General features: G+C 68.0%; 12 protein-coding genes. 1 reads left to right on the top strand and 11 read right to left on the bottom strand.

Features of this window, described 5'->3' with window-relative positions; all coding sequences use genetic code 11:
* Positions 1 to 55 precede the first annotated feature (55 nt).
* The 7 genes from AB0I10_RS22715 to AB0I10_RS22685 all read right to left on the bottom strand — a co-directional run bounded on the left by AB0I10_RS22715 (position 56) and on the right by AB0I10_RS22685 (position 10697).
* Positions 56 to 712 (bottom strand): DUF4360 domain-containing protein, encoded by a 657-nt coding sequence (locus AB0I10_RS22715; protein WP_363154385.1) that lies wholly within the window; start codon positions 710 to 712, stop codon positions 56 to 58.
* A gap of 207 nt (positions 713 to 919) precedes the next feature.
* Entirely contained in the window at positions 920 to 1129 is a 210-nt protein-coding gene (locus AB0I10_RS22710; protein WP_363154384.1) for an acyl-CoA carboxylase epsilon subunit, read from the bottom strand.
* Between the two features lie 49 nt (positions 1130 to 1178).
* Complete coding sequence (locus AB0I10_RS22705; RefSeq protein ID WP_363154383.1) at positions 1179 to 2762, bottom strand: acyl-CoA carboxylase subunit beta; 1584 nt, start codon at positions 2760 to 2762, stop codon at positions 1179 to 1181.
* Between the two features lie 249 nt (positions 2763 to 3011).
* On the bottom strand, positions 3012 to 5375 hold the full coding sequence (locus tag AB0I10_RS22700) for a polysaccharide lyase 8 family protein (protein ID WP_363154382.1): 2364 nt from the start codon (positions 5373 to 5375) through the stop codon (positions 3012 to 3014).
* A 521-nt stretch (positions 5376 to 5896) separates the two neighbouring features.
* Positions 5897 to 7537: a citramalate synthase gene (gene cimA / locus AB0I10_RS22695; RefSeq protein WP_363154381.1), complete on the bottom strand. Its 1641-nt coding sequence runs from the start codon at positions 7535 to 7537 to the stop codon at positions 5897 to 5899.
* A gap of 287 nt (positions 7538 to 7824) precedes the next feature.
* The gene (locus AB0I10_RS22690; RefSeq protein ID WP_363154380.1) at positions 7825 to 9249 is read right to left on the bottom strand and encodes a S28 family serine protease; all 1425 of its coding nucleotides are present in this window, start codon (positions 9247 to 9249) and stop codon (positions 7825 to 7827) included.
* Between the two features lie 101 nt (positions 9250 to 9350).
* Complete coding sequence (locus AB0I10_RS22685; RefSeq protein ID WP_363154379.1) at positions 9351 to 10697, bottom strand: MFS transporter; 1347 nt, start codon at positions 10695 to 10697, stop codon at positions 9351 to 9353.
* Between the two features lie 112 nt (positions 10698 to 10809).
* Here AB0I10_RS22685 and AB0I10_RS22680 point away from each other — a divergent pair, with 112 nt between their 5' ends.
* Positions 10810 to 11835, top strand: a complete 1026-nt coding sequence (locus AB0I10_RS22680; RefSeq protein WP_363154378.1) for a HEAT repeat domain-containing protein — start codon at positions 10810 to 10812, stop codon at positions 11833 to 11835.
* 41 nt (positions 11836 to 11876) lie between these two features.
* On the opposite strand, the gene AB0I10_RS22675 is transcribed toward AB0I10_RS22680, so the two are convergent.
* The 4 genes from AB0I10_RS22675 to AB0I10_RS22660 all read right to left on the bottom strand — a co-directional run.
* The gene (locus tag AB0I10_RS22675; RefSeq protein WP_363154377.1) at positions 11877 to 12134 is read right to left on the bottom strand and encodes a hypothetical protein; all 258 of its coding nucleotides are present in this window, start codon (positions 12132 to 12134) and stop codon (positions 11877 to 11879) included.
* A 546-nt stretch (positions 12135 to 12680) separates the two neighbouring features.
* Complete coding sequence (locus AB0I10_RS22670) at positions 12681 to 14489, bottom strand: SUKH-4 family immunity protein (protein WP_363154375.1); 1809 nt, start codon at positions 14487 to 14489, stop codon at positions 12681 to 12683.
* Positions 14490 to 15004: 515 nt separating this feature from the next.
* On the bottom strand, positions 15005 to 15283 hold the full coding sequence (locus tag AB0I10_RS22665; RefSeq protein WP_363154374.1) for a DUF6406 domain-containing protein: 279 nt from the start codon (positions 15281 to 15283) through the stop codon (positions 15005 to 15007).
* The coding region (locus AB0I10_RS22660; protein ID WP_363154373.1) for a toxin glutamine deamidase domain-containing protein at positions 15276 to 17037 on the bottom strand (1762 nt) is incomplete at its 5' end. The genes AB0I10_RS22665 and AB0I10_RS22660, both read right to left, overlap by 8 nt.

Here is a 17037-nt window from a genome sequence, read left to right as displayed (position 1 = left end):
GGCCCGCACGCGCCGGACATACCGCGCGCGTGCGGGCCCCGCCCCCCCCGTCAGGTCATCTTCGGTGTCCTGGGCACTGCTTCCACGCGAAGTGGTACAGGGTGTTGATGCTGCCGTCCGTGGAGTCCATGGCCATGAAGCTGGTGCTCTGCGGATCCGCGCCGGACGCGTCCACGCGCAGTTCGGTGTTGATGTTGAAGTAGCGCTCCTCGCCGCACGGTGCGTACACCAGCTGGTCGATGTCGGTTTCGTCCGACGCCTGCCAGTTGGCCTCGGACGGGCCGGTGAAGGTGTGGCTCTTGCGGACCGTCTCCTGCTGGCCCTGGAAGTAGTAGCCCGCCTGTTCCACTCCCTTGGCGCCGGCGGCCAGGGATGCGTAGCCCCGGTAGTCGGCCCGTGCGACCGCGTAGGTGAAGCCCTGCGGGACATGGACGCTGAGCGCGATCTGGCAGTTCTTGCGGGAGTCGGTCGGCTTGCTGCCCTTGCCCGCCTGGGCGAGATATTCGCTGTACGTGACGGTGAACGCGGTGTTGTCGGGTGCGACGGCCACCGCGGCACTGCCGGGGCGGCAGCCCGAGCCGTTGACGGTCGCGACGGTGATGGTGATCTTGCCGTCCGGCGGTTCCTCACCGAACCGTGCCGAGGTGGGGGATGCCGATCCGGTGAGGAGCAACGATGCCACTGCGGCACCAGCACTCAGGGTGCTGAGCATGGGCTCTTCCTTCCGGTCGTCCTAGGGCCCGTGACACGGGACCAGGAGCGGATTGACGAGCGCATGCCAGCACGGGGATCTTGGCTTGAACAGCCGTTCCCCCAAGAGTTGGGGCGAACCTACGGGTCTTTTGCGCCTGAACTCCCCCGCATCTACGAAAGCCCCCGCATCTGTGACAGATACGGGGACTTTTCGCGGTATTCGGGGCTATCGCTGCCAGCTGGTGGCTCCGTGGAAGCCGTGCTGGCGCTCCAGGCGGCGCCAGCGGGCGGCGGTGGAGCGCGGGCGGGCCGGGGCGGCCGGCCGGTGGGCGGCGCGGGCCAGGAGGACGGCGGTCAGGGCGGCCAGCTCTTCCTCGCTGGCCTGGCCCTTCTCCACGCGGATGGGGTCGGTGGTGATGCTGTCGGCAGGATTCACGTGCGTTCTTCTCCGTCTTCGCGGTGGGCGCGGTGCCGGGTGCGGCCGGCTACTGCGGCGGGTTGCCGTGCTTGCGGGCGGGCAGGTCCGCGTGCTTGGTGCGGAGCATGTCCAGGGAACGGATGAGGATGTGGCGGGTATCGGCGGGGTCGATGACGTCGTCGACCAGGCCGCGCTCGGCGGCGTAGTACGGGTGCATCAGCTCGGACTTGTACTCCTTGACCATGCGCACCCGCATGGCCTCGGGGTCGTCCGCCTCGGCGATCTGCTTGCGGAAGATGACGTTGGCCGCGCCCTCGGCGCCCATCACGGCGATCTCGTTGGTGGGCCAGGCGTAGGTGAGGTCGGCGCCGATGGACTGGGAGTCCATGACGATGTACGCGCCGCCGTACGCCTTGCGCAGCACGATGGAGATGCGCGGGACGGTGGCGTTGCAGTACGCGTACAGCAGCTTGGCGCCGTGGCGGATGATGCCGCCGTGTTCCTGGTCGACGCCGGGCAGGAAGCCGGGGACGTCCAGGAGGGTGATGATCGGGATGTTGAAGGCGTCGCAGAGCTGGACGAAGCGGGCGGCCTTCTCGGATGCCTCGATGTCCAGTACGCCGGCCAGCGACTGCGGCTGGTTGGCGACGATGCCCACCACGCGGCCGTCCAGGCGGGACAGCGCGCAGATGATGTTGGTGGCCCAGCGCTCGTGGACTTCGAGGTACTCGCCGTCGTCGACGATCTCCTCGATGACCTTGCGCATGTCGTAGGGGCGGTTGCCGTCGGCCGGGACGAGGTCGAGAAGGGCGTCACCGGAGCGGTCGGCGGGGTCCTCGCAGGCGACCGTCGGGGGGTTCTCCCGGTTGTTGGCCGGCAGCAACGACAGCAGGTAGCGGACCTCTTCGAGGCAGGTGACCTCGTCGTCGTAGGCGAAGTGCGCCACACCGGAGGTCTCGGCGTGCACATCGGCGCCGCCGAGGCCGTTCTGGGTGATCTCCTCGCCGGTGACCGCGCGGACCACGTCCGGGCCGGTGATGAACATCTGCGAGGTCTCGCGGACCATGAACACGAAGTCGGTCAGGGCCGGCGAGTACGCCGCGCCGCCCGCGCACGGGCCGAGCATCACCGAGATCTGCGGGATGACACCCGACGCCTTGGTGTTGCGCTGGAAGATGCCGCCGTAGCCGGCCAGCGCCGAGACGCCTTCCTGGATACGGGCGCCGGCGCCGTCGTTCAGCGACACCAGGGGTGCGCCCGCCTGGATGGCCATGTCCATGATCTTGTGGATCTTGGTGGCGTGGGCCTCGCCCAGTGCGCCGCCGAAGATCCGGAAGTCATGGGCGTAGACGAAGACGGTCCGGCCGTGGACGGTGCCCCAGCCGGTGATCACGCCGTCGGTGTAGGGCTTCTTCGCCTCCAGGCCGAAACCCGTCGCCCGGTGCCGCCGCAGCGGCTCGACCTCGTTGAACGAGCCGTCGTCCAGCAGCAGCTCGATCCGCTCGCGGGCCGTCAGCTTGCCCTTCGCACGCTGAGCTTCGGTGGCACGCTCGCTGGGGCCTCGCCGAGCCTGCTCGCGGATGGCGTTCAGCTCAGCGACGCGCCCGCGGGCGTCGTTCGCGCCGGCGGGCACATCTTCGACAGTGGTCATGTATCGACGGTACGTGGGCGAGGCCCCCGGCACCGATGTCGGTTTCGTACAACGTCGGATGCGATTTCGTGGGCAGGCAGCACAGAAGCTTCCTGTACTCGGCCTGCGTCCGGGGCGCTGCCGAGGTGGACGGGCCGTCCACCGTCTGTATGAGCCGGACAAACGACGGTGGAGTGATGTTGTCACGTTCGGTGCATCGGCCGCGGCCGATCGGGGGAGCAGACCGGGAGATACCGGCCCGCCGTCCGGTCAGCCGAGGGCGACGGTGCAGGTGTGCGTGGCGCAGGCGGTGCCGGGGGCGAGGCGGAGCCGCAGGGCGGGGCCGGTGGCCAGCACCTCGACGGAGGGGTCGTGGGCGAGCACCGCGGACACCGGCCGGGACCAGGTGATCTCCAGCGGCTCTCCGGAGCGCTCGGGTGCGGCGACGCACAGCTTCGCCGTCTGCCGTAGCGGTGCACCACGCCGGCCCTCGCGGACGAGCACGCTCGCCGGGCCGCTGCTGGCGAGCCGTCCCGCCCGGCCCGCCCGCCAGAAGTTGGCGGCCGTCACACCGAGGGAGCCGACGGCGACGGCCTGCCGGCCCGGGGTGTTGGCGAGCACGGTCAGCCAGTGCCGGTCGGCGGCGCGGGCCGCGAGGGTGCGCGGGCCGGCGCCCGGCATCAGCAGGTACACATGGTCCGCGTCGGTGGGGTCGGTGCCGTGGTCGTGCCAGAGCGTGAGGTAGCGGCGGGTGAGCGGCTCCGGGGACGAGCCGGAGTTGATGTCGTGCCAGGAGCCGGTGCGGGCCTCGCGCCGCGCCTTCAGCGGCGCGCCGCCGGGGGCTCCGGGGAAGACCCAGCCGCCGTGTCCGGAGAGGTGGGCCCAGTGGGCGCCCCGGAAGCAGAGGGTCCGGCCGAGCGTGCCGGGCTGTCGTACGCCGTCGACGGTGAGGGCGGCGGTGCCCGCTTCGCCCAGCGCGCGGTTGTCGACGATGGTCTCGGCGGGTACGCCGTCCCGCGCGGTGATGCCGGCGCCCAGGCAGACGATGGTGTCGGCGAGGCAGAACCAGGACTTCTTGGCGGTGAGGGTGGACGCGAGGCCCCGGACGTCCTGTCCGATCGCGGCGAATTCGCCGTCGGTGGTACCGCCGACCCAGCGCGCGGCGGGTTTGGGCTCGCCCCAGCCACCGCCTTCGTTGTCGGCGAGCCGCTTGGTGGACACGGTGGTGCCGGGCAGCCGGTAGGGGTCGACGGTGGGCCAGAACCCGTCCGTGTACTGGTCGTTGGCGAAGTCGGCGCCCCACCAATAGAGCATGCCCGCGCCGGTGTGCCAGCCGCGCGGGTTCTCGCCGTTGCCGTTCTCGTAGTACGCGATGCGGTCGGACGCCATGGCCAGGCCCGCGGCCCAGCTGGGGCGGCGGTGCACGGCGCGGTCCATGGCGGGGAAGAGGCGGTGGCCGACGGGTTCGGGCGCGGCGGGTTCCGGGCTGTCGGCGATGGCGTGGAGACGGGCCAGGTCGGCGACCGCGTACTGCCGGTCGGTGCGGATCGGCAGCGTACGGTCACGGTCGATCCAGCCTTTGACCATGGCGTTCCAGCGGGTGCGCTCGGCGGCGCCGGCGGCCTGGCCGAGCAGGGCGACGGCGGCGACCAGCGCATGGCCGTGGAAGTGGTCGCTGCGCAGCACCCGGCGCTCGTCGTTGCGGAGATAACCGCGGCTGATGGCGCGCCCGTTGACGCTGTCCATCATCAGCCCGTTGTAGAGCAGCGGCGCATACGCATGCTCGACGCTGTCGAAGATGATCTGCCGGGCCGGATCGGTGACCTCCCATGTGGAGCCGCCGAGCAGGGTGAACAGCCGGCCCAGGCCGTCCAGCAGGACATAGCCGTAGGTGCCGGAGTAGGCGACCCAGGTGTGCTGGACGAAGGAGCCGTCGGCGTAGAGGCCGTCGCCGCGGGTGACGTACGGGAAGACCGGGGAGAGGGCGTCCCGGGCCAGCGCGATCTTGTCCGGAGCCCGGCCCAGGATGCCGCGCAGCGCGACGACACGGCACAGGTCGACGCGGTTGGCACCGGTGCTCGTCCCGCTGTAGTCGCCGAGCATGGAGTCGGGGACGAAGTGGTCGACGGCGGCGAGGCAGCGGGCGCGCTGGGCGTCGGTGAGCCCGCCGTCGGTCAGGTGCTCGTCGAGGATCGCGACGGTGTCCAGCAGGAGTCTGGGGCTGCCGATCTGCCACTCCCACCAGTTGCCGTAGCGGGTGGTGTCGGTGTTGTAGACGGTGGCGTCGAGGTGGCCGAGGCCCTTGATGACGTCGGCGGCCAGGCCTGGGTCACCGGTGAGGCCGGTGCCGGGCTGGGCGTAGGCCTGGGCCATGGTGTTCAGCCGGTTGTAGCTCCGGGTGATGCCGGACGGAGGATCGTAGGGACAGTCCTCCCAGAGCGAGTGGGTCTCCGGCCGCATGCCCGACCGATAGGTGGCCGCGAGATCGCCGGTTTCCTGCAGGGCGGCGGCGTACGGTGGCGCGGCGGGGTCGAATCCGGTGCCGAGGGTGAGGTCGCACCAGCGGGCACGGAGGGTTTCGTACGCGGCGGCGGACGCGGCGGCGAGTGCGGGGCGGGCCGTGGCGAGGCCCATCGCTCCCGCTGCGGAGGCGGTGAGAAATCCTCGGCGCGACCAGTCCGCTGCGCTTGGCCTTCTCCCCACGTTTTGTCCCTCCCGCCGTGGTGGTTGCGCGCCGTGACGCCTGCGGCGGGCGGTGCCGCTACGCGGAGCTGTTCGGCAGCGGTGCCGGACCTCCGGACTCCGTCCTGCGGTCCGACCCCTCCTGTTGTGGTGGGAGAAGAAGACCGGTGGGAGTGCACGCATGTGGTCACGTGCCCCCTGCGGATTGAAGGGAAACCGGACACGAAAGGCGCGCCCCCACTGGCCTCTTCCACCCACCCGCGGGAGGGGCCGCGCCGCAGGACGGAGTCCGGAGGAGCGGCACCGCACCCGAAAAACCCACGCCCGCCGCAGGCGCCACGGCGAGAAACCACAACGGCGGGACAGCCGAAATCGGCGAGCAACCAAGTCGGCCCAGGCAAAGCGCAGCGGAGGGGCCCGCCGCAGGCGCCACGCCGAGACGGCGCACGGCGGGAAAGCCGAAAACGTGGGGGTTACTCCTGGGGCTCGACCCCAGCCCGCAGCAGCCCGTACGCATACGCGTCGTCCAGCGCCTGCCACGACGCGGCGATGACGTTCTCCGCGACGCCGACCGTGGACCATTCCCCCTGCCCGTCGCTGGTGGAGACCAGGACGCGGGTGATCGAGCCGGTGCCCTGGGTGCCCTCCAGGATGCGGACCTTGTAGTCCACCAGCTCCATATGGGCCAGCTGCGGGTAGATCCGCTCCAGGCCGACCCGCAGCGCCCGGTCCAGCGCGTTGACCGGGCCGTTGCCCTCGGCGGTGGTGACGATCCGCTCGCCCTTCGCCCACAGCTTCACGGTCGCCTCGTTGGCGTGCGTGCCGTCGGGCCGGTCCTCGACGATCGCCCGCCAGGACTCCACCTGGAAGTAGCTGCGCGGCCGCCCCTCGACCTCGGCCCGCAGCAGCAGCTCGAACGATGCGTCGGCTGCCTCGTACGTGTAGCCCGCCAGCTCACGCTCCTTGACCCGCGCGACGACCCGGCCGACCAGGTCGCGGTCGCCGCCCAGGTCGATGCCGAGCTCCTTGCCCTTCAGCTCGATGGAGGCGCGTCCCGCCATGTCGGAGACGAGCATCCGCATGGTGTTGCCGACCAGCGCCGGGTCGATGTGCTGGTACAGGTCCGGGTCGACCTTGATCGCGGAGGCGTGCAGCCCGGCCTTGTGCGCGAACGCGGAGACCCCGACGTAGGGCTGGTGGGTGGAGGGGGTGAGGTTGACGACCTCGGCGATGGCGTGCGAGATCCGGGTGGTCTCGGCGAGCTTGCCCTCGGGCAGGACATGGCGCCCGTACTTGAGCTCCAGGGCGGCGACGACCGGGAAGAGGTTGGAGTTGCCGACCCGCTCGCCGTAGCCGTTGGCGGTGCACTGGACGTGGGTGGCGCCCGCGTCGACGGCGGCCAGGGTGTTGGCCACCGCACAGCCGGTGTCGTCCTGGGCATGGATGCCCAGACGCGCCCCGGTGTCCGCGAGCACGGTCCGTACCACCGCGGTGACCTGCGCGGGAAGCATCCCGCCGTTGGTGTCGCAGAGCACCACGACATCGGCGCCGGCCTCGCTCGCGGTCCGCACGACCTGCTTGGCGTAGACCGGGTCCAGCACGTAGCCGTCGAAGAAGTGCTCGCAGTCGAGGAACACCCGGCGGCCCTGGGCGCTCAGATGCGCGACGGTGTCCCGCACCATCGCGAGGTTCTCCTCCGGCGTGGTGCGCAGCGCCAGCTCCACATGCCGGACGTGGGACTTGGCGACCAGCGTGATCACCGGGGCCTGGGAGTCCAGGAGGGCGGCGACCTGCGGGTCGTCCTCGACACGTACCCCGGCCTTGCGGGTGGCGCCGAACGCGACCAGCTGGGCATGCCGGAAGTCGATCTCCGCGCGGGCGCGCTGGAAGAACTCGGTGTCCCGGGGGTTGGCGCCGGGCCAGCCGCCCTCGATGAAGCCCACCCCGAAGTCGTCCAGATGCCGGGCGATGGTCAGCTTGTCGGCGACGGTCAGATTGATGCCCTCGCGCTGCGCACCGTCCCGCAGCGTGGTGTCGAAGACATGGAAGTCGTCGGACACCGGGCTGTGCGGCCGGGGGCTCGGGGACGGGGAGGGCTGGTGTGCGTCCGTCATGCTGGTCTGGCTCCTGTCGGGGATCTCGGTCTACCGGAATGACCGGCTCCACCGTCCCTCCATGATCCCTCGCGCTCCGCTTTCCGGTGACGGGTGGGCCGGAAACGAAAAAACCTCTCGCGGGTGCGAGAGGTCTGCGCGCGGGTCTGGGACGACGATGGCCGCGCCGTACTCCGTTCGTACGGGGCGGTCACTGCGGACCGGCGCGCCTGCTGCCAATAATCATGGCGAACGAGAGCACGATCCGCAGTGTGCCATACCCGTGCACGGCGCACATAGTGGTCTCACTATGCGGTCGCACCGTCCACGGCCGCCCAGCGGCGAAGCGCGGCGGTGGCCTGTGCGGCGTCCCGCGGCGCCAGCTTGGCGATGCGCGCGAGGTGGTTGGTGTGCGGAGCCAGGTAGACATGCGCGTCCCGGCTGCCCTTGCCGGTACGGAACGGCTCGGCGCGGGCGGGATCGTTCTCGCCGTACACGAAGATCATTCCACTGCTGTGGTGCCGCACCCAGCGGTCGATGTCCGGCATGGCGCCCGGCTGGAAGCGCATCGGGATGTTCCGCGGCACATACGTCCGCGTCGATTGGATGCCGGGATAGCGCAGCATTCCCGCCAGTCCCGGGGCGGCGAGGTCCACGAAGCCGAGCTGGGTGCCCAGCTGGTAGTAGGACGCGGTGACGGGGGAAAGGAAGTGGTCGCTGTAACCCGCGAGCGGGAGCACCTCCTCGAACCACGCGTACAGCGCGTCGGAGCCGGCGGAGGGCCGGGGAATCCGGGCGCAGTCCGCCTCGTCCATATGCATCCAGAAGTTCATCGGCAGCTGCAACACGGCGAGTTCCAGGATGCGGTCGGCGCTGCCGACGGTACGGAGGGTGTAGCCCTGGCGCGCGGCCCAGCGTGCGTAGCGGTCCGCCATCTCCCCACGCCGGGTCAGCATCTCGCGCTGCACCGCCGTGAGCGCCGCCCGGCATTCGGGGGTGCCGACCCGCTGGAGGAAGCGGTCCTCGGCGGTGTCGTCCCGGTCGTCGGTGTTGTTGGGCGCCGAGTACGCGATGGAGCCGGTCACGTCGTGCGGGTAGAACCGCCGGTGGTAAACGGTGGCCATACCGCCCTTGCTGCCGCCGGTGGAGATCCATGGGGAGCGGTAGACCGTCTTGAGGGCCCGGATCAGCCGGTGGTGGTCGCTCGCCGCCTGCCAGATGTCGAGTTTCGACCAGTCGGTGGGGTGGGGGCGGGAAGTGCCGAAGTACCGCTGCTCGACGCTGATCTGGTTGCCGTCCAGGAGCTGGGTCGGCTCGGTGCGGAACGCGGGGTCCTGGTAGTCGAGGTCGTAGCCGTTGGTGTAGAGCACCATCGGTTGAGTGGTGGACTTGTGGAGCAGGAACAGCCGCTGCTCGAAGGTGCCCCTGGCGGGGTGCCGGTGATCGACGGGCTGGCGGTAGGCCAGCGTGAGGGAGCGGTGGCCGGCGGGGACGGTCGTCTCCTTGACCACCCGCATGCCGGCTATCGCCGCGATCCTGGTGCGGAGGTCGTCGGCGGGCGGGCGGGACGCGGCGGCCTGGGACGTGGCCGGGCGGGCGTCGGCAGACGAGGTGGCCGAGGCGCCCGGGGCCACGGCACCCGACGCCAGCAGCCCCGTCAGCAGCAGCGGTACGACCAAGTACCTCGCGCTCTTCGGGGGCCTCGCGCCCTTCATGCACCTCGTGTTCTTCATGCCGTCCAGCCAAGCCGTCCGGGGCCGGCGCGCGGATCCCCCGGGAACGGGAGCGGCCTCCCCCAGGCGGGGGAGGCCGCGGCCGGTCGGAAGAGGCGCGCTCAGTCGGCGACGGATGCCTGCCCCGGCGCCCGCTCGGCAGCCGTGCCCGCGCCCATGCCCGCGCGCTTCTCCGTGCCGACCCGATGCAGATCAATCGTCCGCGTCTCGCGCATCGTGACGTACACGATCAGCGAGACGGCGGCACACCCCGCCACATACCAGTAGTAGCCGGACTCGATACCGCCCTCCTTGAACCACAGGGCGACATATTCCGCAGTGCCGCCGAACAGCGCGTTCGCGATGGCGTACGGCAGGGCGACGCCCAGCGCGCGGATGCCGGTCGGGAACAGCTCGGCCTTCACGCAGGCGTTGATGGAGGTGTAGCCGGTGATGACGAGCAGGGCGAGGAGGGAAAGGCCGAATGCCGGCCAGAAGGACCCGGCGTGCCTGAGCAGCGTCATGATCGGCACGGTCAGAAACGTCGAGCCGACCGCAAAAGTGATCAGCAGCGGACGCCGGCCGATCCGGTCCGACAGCCTGCCCGCCAACGGCTGGATGCACATGAACACGAACAGCGCGCAGAAGCTGACCAGCGAGGCGGTCGGCTTGTCCATCCCGGCGCTGTTGGAGAGGTACTTGGTGAGGTAGGTCGTGTACGTGTAGTACGCGACGGTGCCGCCCATGGTCAGCGCGATGACCAGGAACGCCTCGCGCTTGTGGGCCAGCAGGGCCTTGATGGTCCCGCGGTCGGGGTCGGAGTTGGCGCCCTCGTCCTCGGCGTAGACCTCGGTCTCCAGCATGTTGCGGCGCAGATAGAAGACAACGGCTGCGCCCAGCGCGCCGACGATGAACGGGATGCGCCAGGCCCAGCTGTGCAACGCGTCCTCGGACAGGGTGCGTTGCAGCACGATCTGCAGACCGAGGCCGAGCAACTGCCCCGCCGTCATCGACACGTACTGGAAGCTGGACGCGAAGCCGCGCCGGCCGGGCGCGGACGCCTCGGTGAGGTACGTCGCGCTGGCCGCGTACTCCCCGCCGACCGAGAGCCCTTGGAGCATCCTGGCGATGAGCAGCACGGCGACGCCCCCGTAGCCGGCGACGGCGTACGTGGGCGCGACGGCGATCAGAATCGCCGAGGCGGACATCAGCGTGACGGTCAGCGTGAGCGCGGCCTTACGGCCCTTGCGGTCGCCTACCCGGCCCAGCACCCAGCCACCCACCGGCCGCATGAAGAAGCCGACGGCAAAGATTCCCATGGTGTTCATGAGGTTCGCGGTGTCATTCCCCTTCGGGAAGAACGAATCCGCGAAGTAGACGGCAAAGCTGGCGTACACGAACCAGTCGAACCACTCGACCATATTGCCGGCCGAGCCGACCCAGATCTTCTTCCACTGCTCTCGTCCCATAGCCGATCACGGTCGCGGAGGAAGGGCCCGTCGGCAAGAGCGGGTGCGGCAACGATCGTGATTACTTGCGTGCGTTGTGGTCATGGGGGCGGTACCGCATAGGGTCTTTTGTATGAGCGACCGCATCGCAGCACTCGTCGAGGAACTCCGTACCGGGGACCGTGCCCACCGCAGGGCGGCAGAAGAGCAGTTGATCGCTCTCGGGGCTTCCGGGGTGGAACATCTGCTGACGTTGCTCGGGGACGGGGCATGCGAACGGTCGGCGTTCCGCTGTCTCTCGGAGATCGGCGAGCCCGCCCTGGACACGCTGCGGGACATCCGCCGTCATGGGCCGGGCACCTTGCGGCGGGCCGCCCTGCAGGCCCTTGCAGAGATGGGAGGCAGCGAGGCACTGCCCCCGAGGGACCAGTCGGCCGTCGAACGCCTTGTCCGGATCAAGCTGATCGACCAGGAGAAGACCACACTGCCGGCCGGCAGTTGGCTCGCCATCCCCGCCGACCAGGTCTCCGGCGCCGTCCGCGCTCTGGGGTTGCACGATCTCCGTCCCTCGACTCTGGCAATGGGTGTCTCCGCCGCGTACAGCCACCATCCGGACTCCATGACATACGAGGCCCCGGACGGCGAGAAGAAGACCGCCTATCGGATCTTCATCACCCCTGACATGAACGGCTGGCGCCTGATCTACGGCCGCATGTTCATCTACGAGAACAACGGCGTCGATCTCGCCCTCCAGCTGAGCTCGGAATGCGGGCAGGCACACTTCTTCGAAATCGACAGCGGAAATGACTCCCGGGTCTGGTGGTTCGCCGAGAGCGGTGAAACCCGGCGCGGGTACAGCAACCACTGGCACCCGGAAGGGGTCGGAGAGCCATTGCCGTTCGAGGTCCGGAGTGCCGAGTTCGCAGCGTGGGAGGAGAACGAGGATGACGACGAAGACGAGTACGAAGACGCGGACGACTCCGGGACCGAAGAAGGCGAACTAGAGGTAACGCCGGAGACCGACCCCCACGAAGCGGCCATGGAGATCTCCACACATCCGCATGTCCTGAGCAACCTCACGCTGCACGACCACGGCTGGCTGGCCACAACCGCCGCCGAGTGCCCCAACTCCCGCTTCAAGGGGGCGCTTCCCCTCTGAGCACATCGAGAGGGGGCGCCGTTCCGGTGCCCCCTCTCACCTCAGGAAATCTGACTCAGCAGGCCGTCTTTCCAGATGCCTTCAAGGAAGTTGACATGCCGATCGAATTCGGCAGCCATGGCCTCTTCCTTCTTGCTTCTGGTCCCGTCCACCTTCGCCTTGTACTCACTCTTAATGACCTCTTTGAGTTCATTGCGGACAGCCTGATCGATCAGTGCTTCGCGCTTGAGGAGGTTGGCCTCGTCGTCACCCTCGACAGGCCCCTTGATCAGATGGCCGGTAACCCACAGCGCGACCATGGTGAGGAAGTTTCCAGGCCGTGCGGGGGGGGGAAGACCCGCGAGGCGTTACTCGCCGGGCTTTGACGGTTGCAGTGCCTGTCTCGTAGGGCCGTCAATGATGAGCTTGCCACCCACCCAGAAGTCGATTTGAAACAAGGGTCCGGCTTCACGGACATGGGCGGTGTCCGACGGACAGTTCGTTGTTCATGCGGTGACCGCGACGAGGGTAGATTCCCCGGCCTGGAACCATGGGTGCCGTCTGGCATCGATGAGCCGGTGAGATAATTGATTCCCCGTCATCCCTAGGAACTTCGAGGACTGCGTAGTTCCTTCGGGAAAGTCTGGCCGGTGGTCAGCTGACTACACAAGCATCGCGGTGTAGCCCGACGCCTGGTGATTACGTGTGGATTCCTTCTTCCCCGAGTCCTGACCGCGGGGGCCACACCACTGCGGTGTGAAGCTATTCAGGTTCGAGGGGAAATATGGGCACCGCTCAACCAATACGCTGAAAGGGAGTCGGTGGCCAACGAGTTGGGGTGGCGCCTGTGGTAGAGGGGCTACCGCTCAATCGGTGTCGTAGAGCGCACTCGTCCAGGCGCTGGATTCCGCGCCCTCCTCGTCGATCCAGTCCAACTCGACCTCGATCTGCTCCCTGAGTTCCTCGCGTTCGCCGAGGCTGGAGGCCATGGTGAGGAGGCAGCGAAGCAGCACATAGCCCTGAAGCATGGCGAGGAACCCGCCAAGGCTGCTGGCGATCAGCGGATCATGGTCGTCGTACTCATCGGCCGGTGACCGGTAAACGGCGCCTTCCTCGCCGTCGAGTGCGATAACGCCACCCATCCATGTACCTAGGCGGAAGTACGGGCCGTCACCCGCGGATTCGGGAATCAGGTCCTCGTCCGCATCGCTCCAGAGAACGTCGAGTGTCAGCTCTGCCCAATCCTGCTCATCAGCAGCGAGCAGTGACATCTCCGCTCCGGTGAAGGTCGGCAAGCCGATCTCTGTCAGCACCCTCCGGGCTTCCTCATCGTGTAGTCCCTCGGGCAGGGCGGATTCAGGTACGCGCCGCACGGCCTCGGAGCCGAAAACGTCCGCAAGGGTCTCCGGGGCCGCAGTCCCCCATGACGCCGGAGTCGTTTCGAGCGCAGTCCCGAAGTCGGCGAGGAACGGCTCACCGTGGCCGGGACGGATGCCCGCGAACTGCGCCGGATCAGCGGGCTCGATCGCGAAGAGGCCGCCCATCCCGGCCTGGACGATCGTGTCGCCGACACGCACAGAATCCGTCAGCAGCTCCGGCTCCGTGTTGCCGTATGTAGTCAACTGCACCCATGGCTGGGTAGCGTCCGTCTCCGCACCGGCAGGCCAGCGCGGCTCTGCTTGGCTGGGTTCGGGTACGCCGCCGGTCCACGGGCCGGCGAGCAGGTCTCCGCTCTCCACGTCCCAGACATGGAAGCGGGTGTCCCACGCCCCCTGGGAGGCGACAGCTGTACGGCCGGGCCATGGAACGGCCCAGAGTTTCCGGACCGATCCCGGCTGGAGGTACTCGGCGCGGACACCGCCAGGTGGCCGCCAGCGCGACCAGCGTGGACGCCAGGGCAGGGTGATGCCCGAGCGTTCGATGCCCTCAGCCAGGCTCCGGTCGCCGCGTGCAGTGCTCATCAAGTGGAGCCAAGAGGCCCATTCACCCTGGCTGAGGGAGTCCACACCACTCAGCCAGAGGTTGGCGGCATCCCCCGAGGACGTGTTCGCGTCCATAGCCAGAACGGCCTCGCGGTAGTGGCAGTTGGCCGCGTCCAGGAATGCCACCTGGTCCAGCTGGGCAACGACACGGCCATCCCGCTGCACAGCATCGAACCGCCCGGCCTGTACGGCGTGCATCGGCAGGCCATGCGCGGCATACCGGCCAACCGATCCTGACGCGGACCAGCCTGCGGGATGAGACCACGCCTCGGCGGCTGACAGCAGCCAGGTCACCAAACGGCCGTGGATGTGGCGGGCCACGTCCGGTTCGTAGCCCCGACGTAGTCGGTCGGCCGCTCTCTCGTCGATGAACGCGACCGACTCCCCGTCAAACGTCAGCACATCGGGCGACCGGCGTGCCACCTCGGCCAGGCTCTCCTCGGTCAGGTCCGGCCCGTCACCGGCCCGGATCAATTCCCGCCATACGGTGAGCGGCACATGACGCGGCTCGGCGAGTGCCAGAACACGAATGGCCGACTCGTGTGGCGGCAGATCCATGGGACGGTCGGCTTCGGCCGCCGCCGTCACGAGGAGCGCCAGGCGATCCTGCTGCGGCCGCTCATCGGGCTCGGTTTCGACGATCACCTTGACGCGACCGTGTCGGGCGAGCAGACCAACCAGCGTGCGGACCACGCGCAGTGGCTGCGTCGACCGTCGGGTACCGCCTGCACGGTGTGCGTTGAGGATGATTACCAACCTCTCACCCAACGCCGAATTCTCCAGCGCTGGCCCCCAGTTCGCACGCCGCCGCCGGACCTCCGGTACTCCGGCGGCAGTCAGCACGCGGGTCAGGATGGCTTCTGGAGCGAGGTTCGTGGCATCCACCGTCACTGCCCCAGGTAGCGCTTCACCTACGCGGAGCAGGATTTCGCTGCGACCGGACCCCTGCGCTCCTGCAACTTCCGCCACCCGGCGGCCGTCACTCTCGCGGCACCAAGCGAGGAGCCGTGTGACGACCGCTTCCGCGCTCATCGGCTCGTACCCGGATTCGGGGAGGTCCATGTCGTCCTTTCCTGCGCGTGCCCCTAAGGCGCTTGCGCTATACCTGTCGCTCGCAGCGCGGAGTCGAACGCGTCATTTGTCTTGACAAGTTTCGGGCCGGCTCCGACCGGGCCGACTCCGCTGCCGCACTGCGTTGCGTAACCGGTTCATCGAGAAGTTGCGACGGGCGGTGGGTCGACGCGAGCGATACGGACCATCCAGTCGTATCCGGGGGCGTCCTCAAAGCTCGCGATTTTCCAGGTTTCATTTCCGACTGGAAAGGTTTCGCCGACCGCGAGCACGTATTTTCGCATTTCGTCCGTGACCACTCTGAGGTGGACTGTGAGGGGGTGGTCAGGTCGGAGGTCGACCCAGGTGACAGCAAAACTGCCGAAGCTGGTATTCCTCTGAATACCCTCCCCCAGGACGATTTCATTGCTATTCACGTGGCTCCAATGCGCTATAGAGATGCTTGAAATACTTCTTGAATTCTTTGAGTGTCATAGGGTCAGGATGATCCTTATTGTGGGGATTTCGCAGGATTAGCCTCCCTCGATTATCGATTCCCGCAATCTCATAAGCGTGGCCTCCGTGGACCCCATCCGGCCAGGGAGGCGAACCTTTATCCGGCTTCTCCGTGCCGACCAGTATCGGACTGTTCTGGCTGAGTTTTTCACGGAAAGTATCCATGATCTGCTTGTCTGGGCTTCGCCCATCCTGGTCGTACTTTGCGGGAAAGTCGTCATAGGATGAGGGTTCTCCAGTGAGCTGAGCGAGTAGTTCAGCTCGTTCTGCGGAACGACTTCCCAGGCCAAGTCGCGCATAGCCATGAGGTGGATCGATCGCTGGCATGCGTAGCCTTGATAGGGAATCGTACTTCTCGTTCCTTTCGGCGTCCCAGGACTGATCGAGTGCCGCGATAGCCTTTTCCAAGATCGGCGCCCATGCTGCACCCTTATTGTTTGCGTATGCTGGCTCGCCTGGTTCGTGCCCGAAGACTGGGAGCTCTGGACTAACCGTCATGACGATCATCCGACCAGTCGGCTCATAGCATCCATTCCTATGATTCATGCGCGTTTCGTGGAACCGGACCTCGTAGTTGCCGTCCTCCAGTTCGCGCACGCACTCGCGGATGGCCTCGGGCCGGTGACGGGCGACAGCTCCCAGGGCGGAGATGATGCCACAGTCGCCTATGGCTCCCTGCTCGGTCTGCTCTGGTTTGGGCTCGTCGTCGAATAGAGGAGTACGAGTTCCGTCAGGCCGGTCGAGCGGAGTGGCGTATCCCGATGGGAGGAAGTCCGGGTGCTTGAAGGGGATTTGGTAGTCGATCTGGTCAACCGTGATCTCAAAGTCCGGTTGCGGTTCACTGGGCTTACTGCTGAAGGATCCCCAGACACGGCCGAGCAATCCCTTGCGCTTTTTGGTGTCGTCAGTAGCGGGTGAGCCCTCGGGATCACGGTCGCTCGCCCGGCGACGAGTGGCCCCATCCGGGGATTCCCGCTCGGCGTGCTCGTCGCCGCTGGTGCGATAGCGGAGGCGGCTGTTAGCGTCCGCGAGACTTCTTGCCAATTCGGTGGAGCAATGAGCTGTGGAGACTTTCTCGGTGGGATGCGCCTTGCGCTCGGGGGAAATCTCGCGGTTCGACGTCTCGCGGTGAGGGCTAGGGGCGGAGGGCTCCGGAGTAGCGTGCTCGCCGGATTGGCGCGCGTGCTGCGACTCCGTGGGTACTTCGCGACGGGGGGAGTCGGTGTCGCGGGTGGGTGCGTCTTGCGAGGCTGTGTTCGGCTTCCTGGGGGCGTCACCTGGACGGGCGTTTTCGTTGGTCTCGTGGGCACGCGAATTGCTGTGCCGACCCGAGTATGAGCGTCTGTCAGGCTGGTGCTCGATGTGGCTCGGACGCTTGAGGCTCCCGTCTTCGCTGTGTATGTCCTCGGGGGACTGTCCGTGCCTCTTCCCGTCGCCGCTGCCGGCCGGTTCGGCGCTCGGTCGCCGGTCGGCGTCGTTGCTGTGGTCGTTGTCGGTGGAAGTGTCTTGCATGGGCCGGCGGTTGGGGTTGAGGGGAATGGCGTGGACGCCGTTGGTGCCGTCGTGGAGGGGTTTGTTGCTGCGTTGGCCGGTTTGGGCGTCGACGTAGGTGATCTTGCCGTTGTGGTTGACGGCGTTCCAGGCGTGGGCGCGGCCGTTGCGGTCCTGGGTGATG

Source organism: Streptomyces sp. NPDC050636, assembly GCF_040654775.1.
Taxonomy (GTDB): domain Bacteria; phylum Actinomycetota; class Actinomycetes; order Streptomycetales; family Streptomycetaceae; genus Streptomyces.
The sequence above is the reverse complement of the archived record's forward strand: the minus strand, read 5'-3'. Positions and strand labels throughout refer to the sequence as shown.

Bases quoted from the DNA above. Each gene is read 5' to 3' on its own strand.
- AB0I10_RS22675 (WP_363154377.1), bottom strand. From the start codon at position 12,134: ATGGTCGCGCTGTGGGTTACCGGCCATCTGATCAAGGGGCCTGTCGAG.
- AB0I10_RS22685 (WP_363154379.1), bottom strand. From the start codon at position 10,697: ATGGGACGAGAGCAGTGGAAGAAGATCTGGGTCGGCTCGGCCGGCAAT.
- AB0I10_RS22690 (WP_363154380.1), bottom strand. From the start codon at position 9,249: ATGAAGAACACGAGGTGCATGAAGGGCGCGAGGCCCCCGAAGAGCGCG.
- AB0I10_RS22700 (WP_363154382.1), bottom strand. From the start codon at position 5,375: ATGGGCCTCGCCACGGCCCGCCCCGCACTCGCCGCCGCGTCCGCCGCC.
- cimA (WP_363154381.1), bottom strand. From the start codon at position 7,537: ATGACGGACGCACACCAGCCCTCCCCGTCCCCGAGCCCCCGGCCGCAC.
- AB0I10_RS22680 (WP_363154378.1), top strand. From the start codon at position 10,810: ATGAGCGACCGCATCGCAGCACTCGTCGAGGAACTCCGTACCGGGGAC.
- AB0I10_RS22715 (WP_363154385.1), bottom strand. From the start codon at position 712: ATGCTCAGCACCCTGAGTGCTGGTGCCGCAGTGGCATCGTTGCTCCTC.
- AB0I10_RS22705 (WP_363154383.1), bottom strand. From the start codon at position 2,762: ATGACCACTGTCGAAGATGTGCCCGCCGGCGCGAACGACGCCCGCGGG.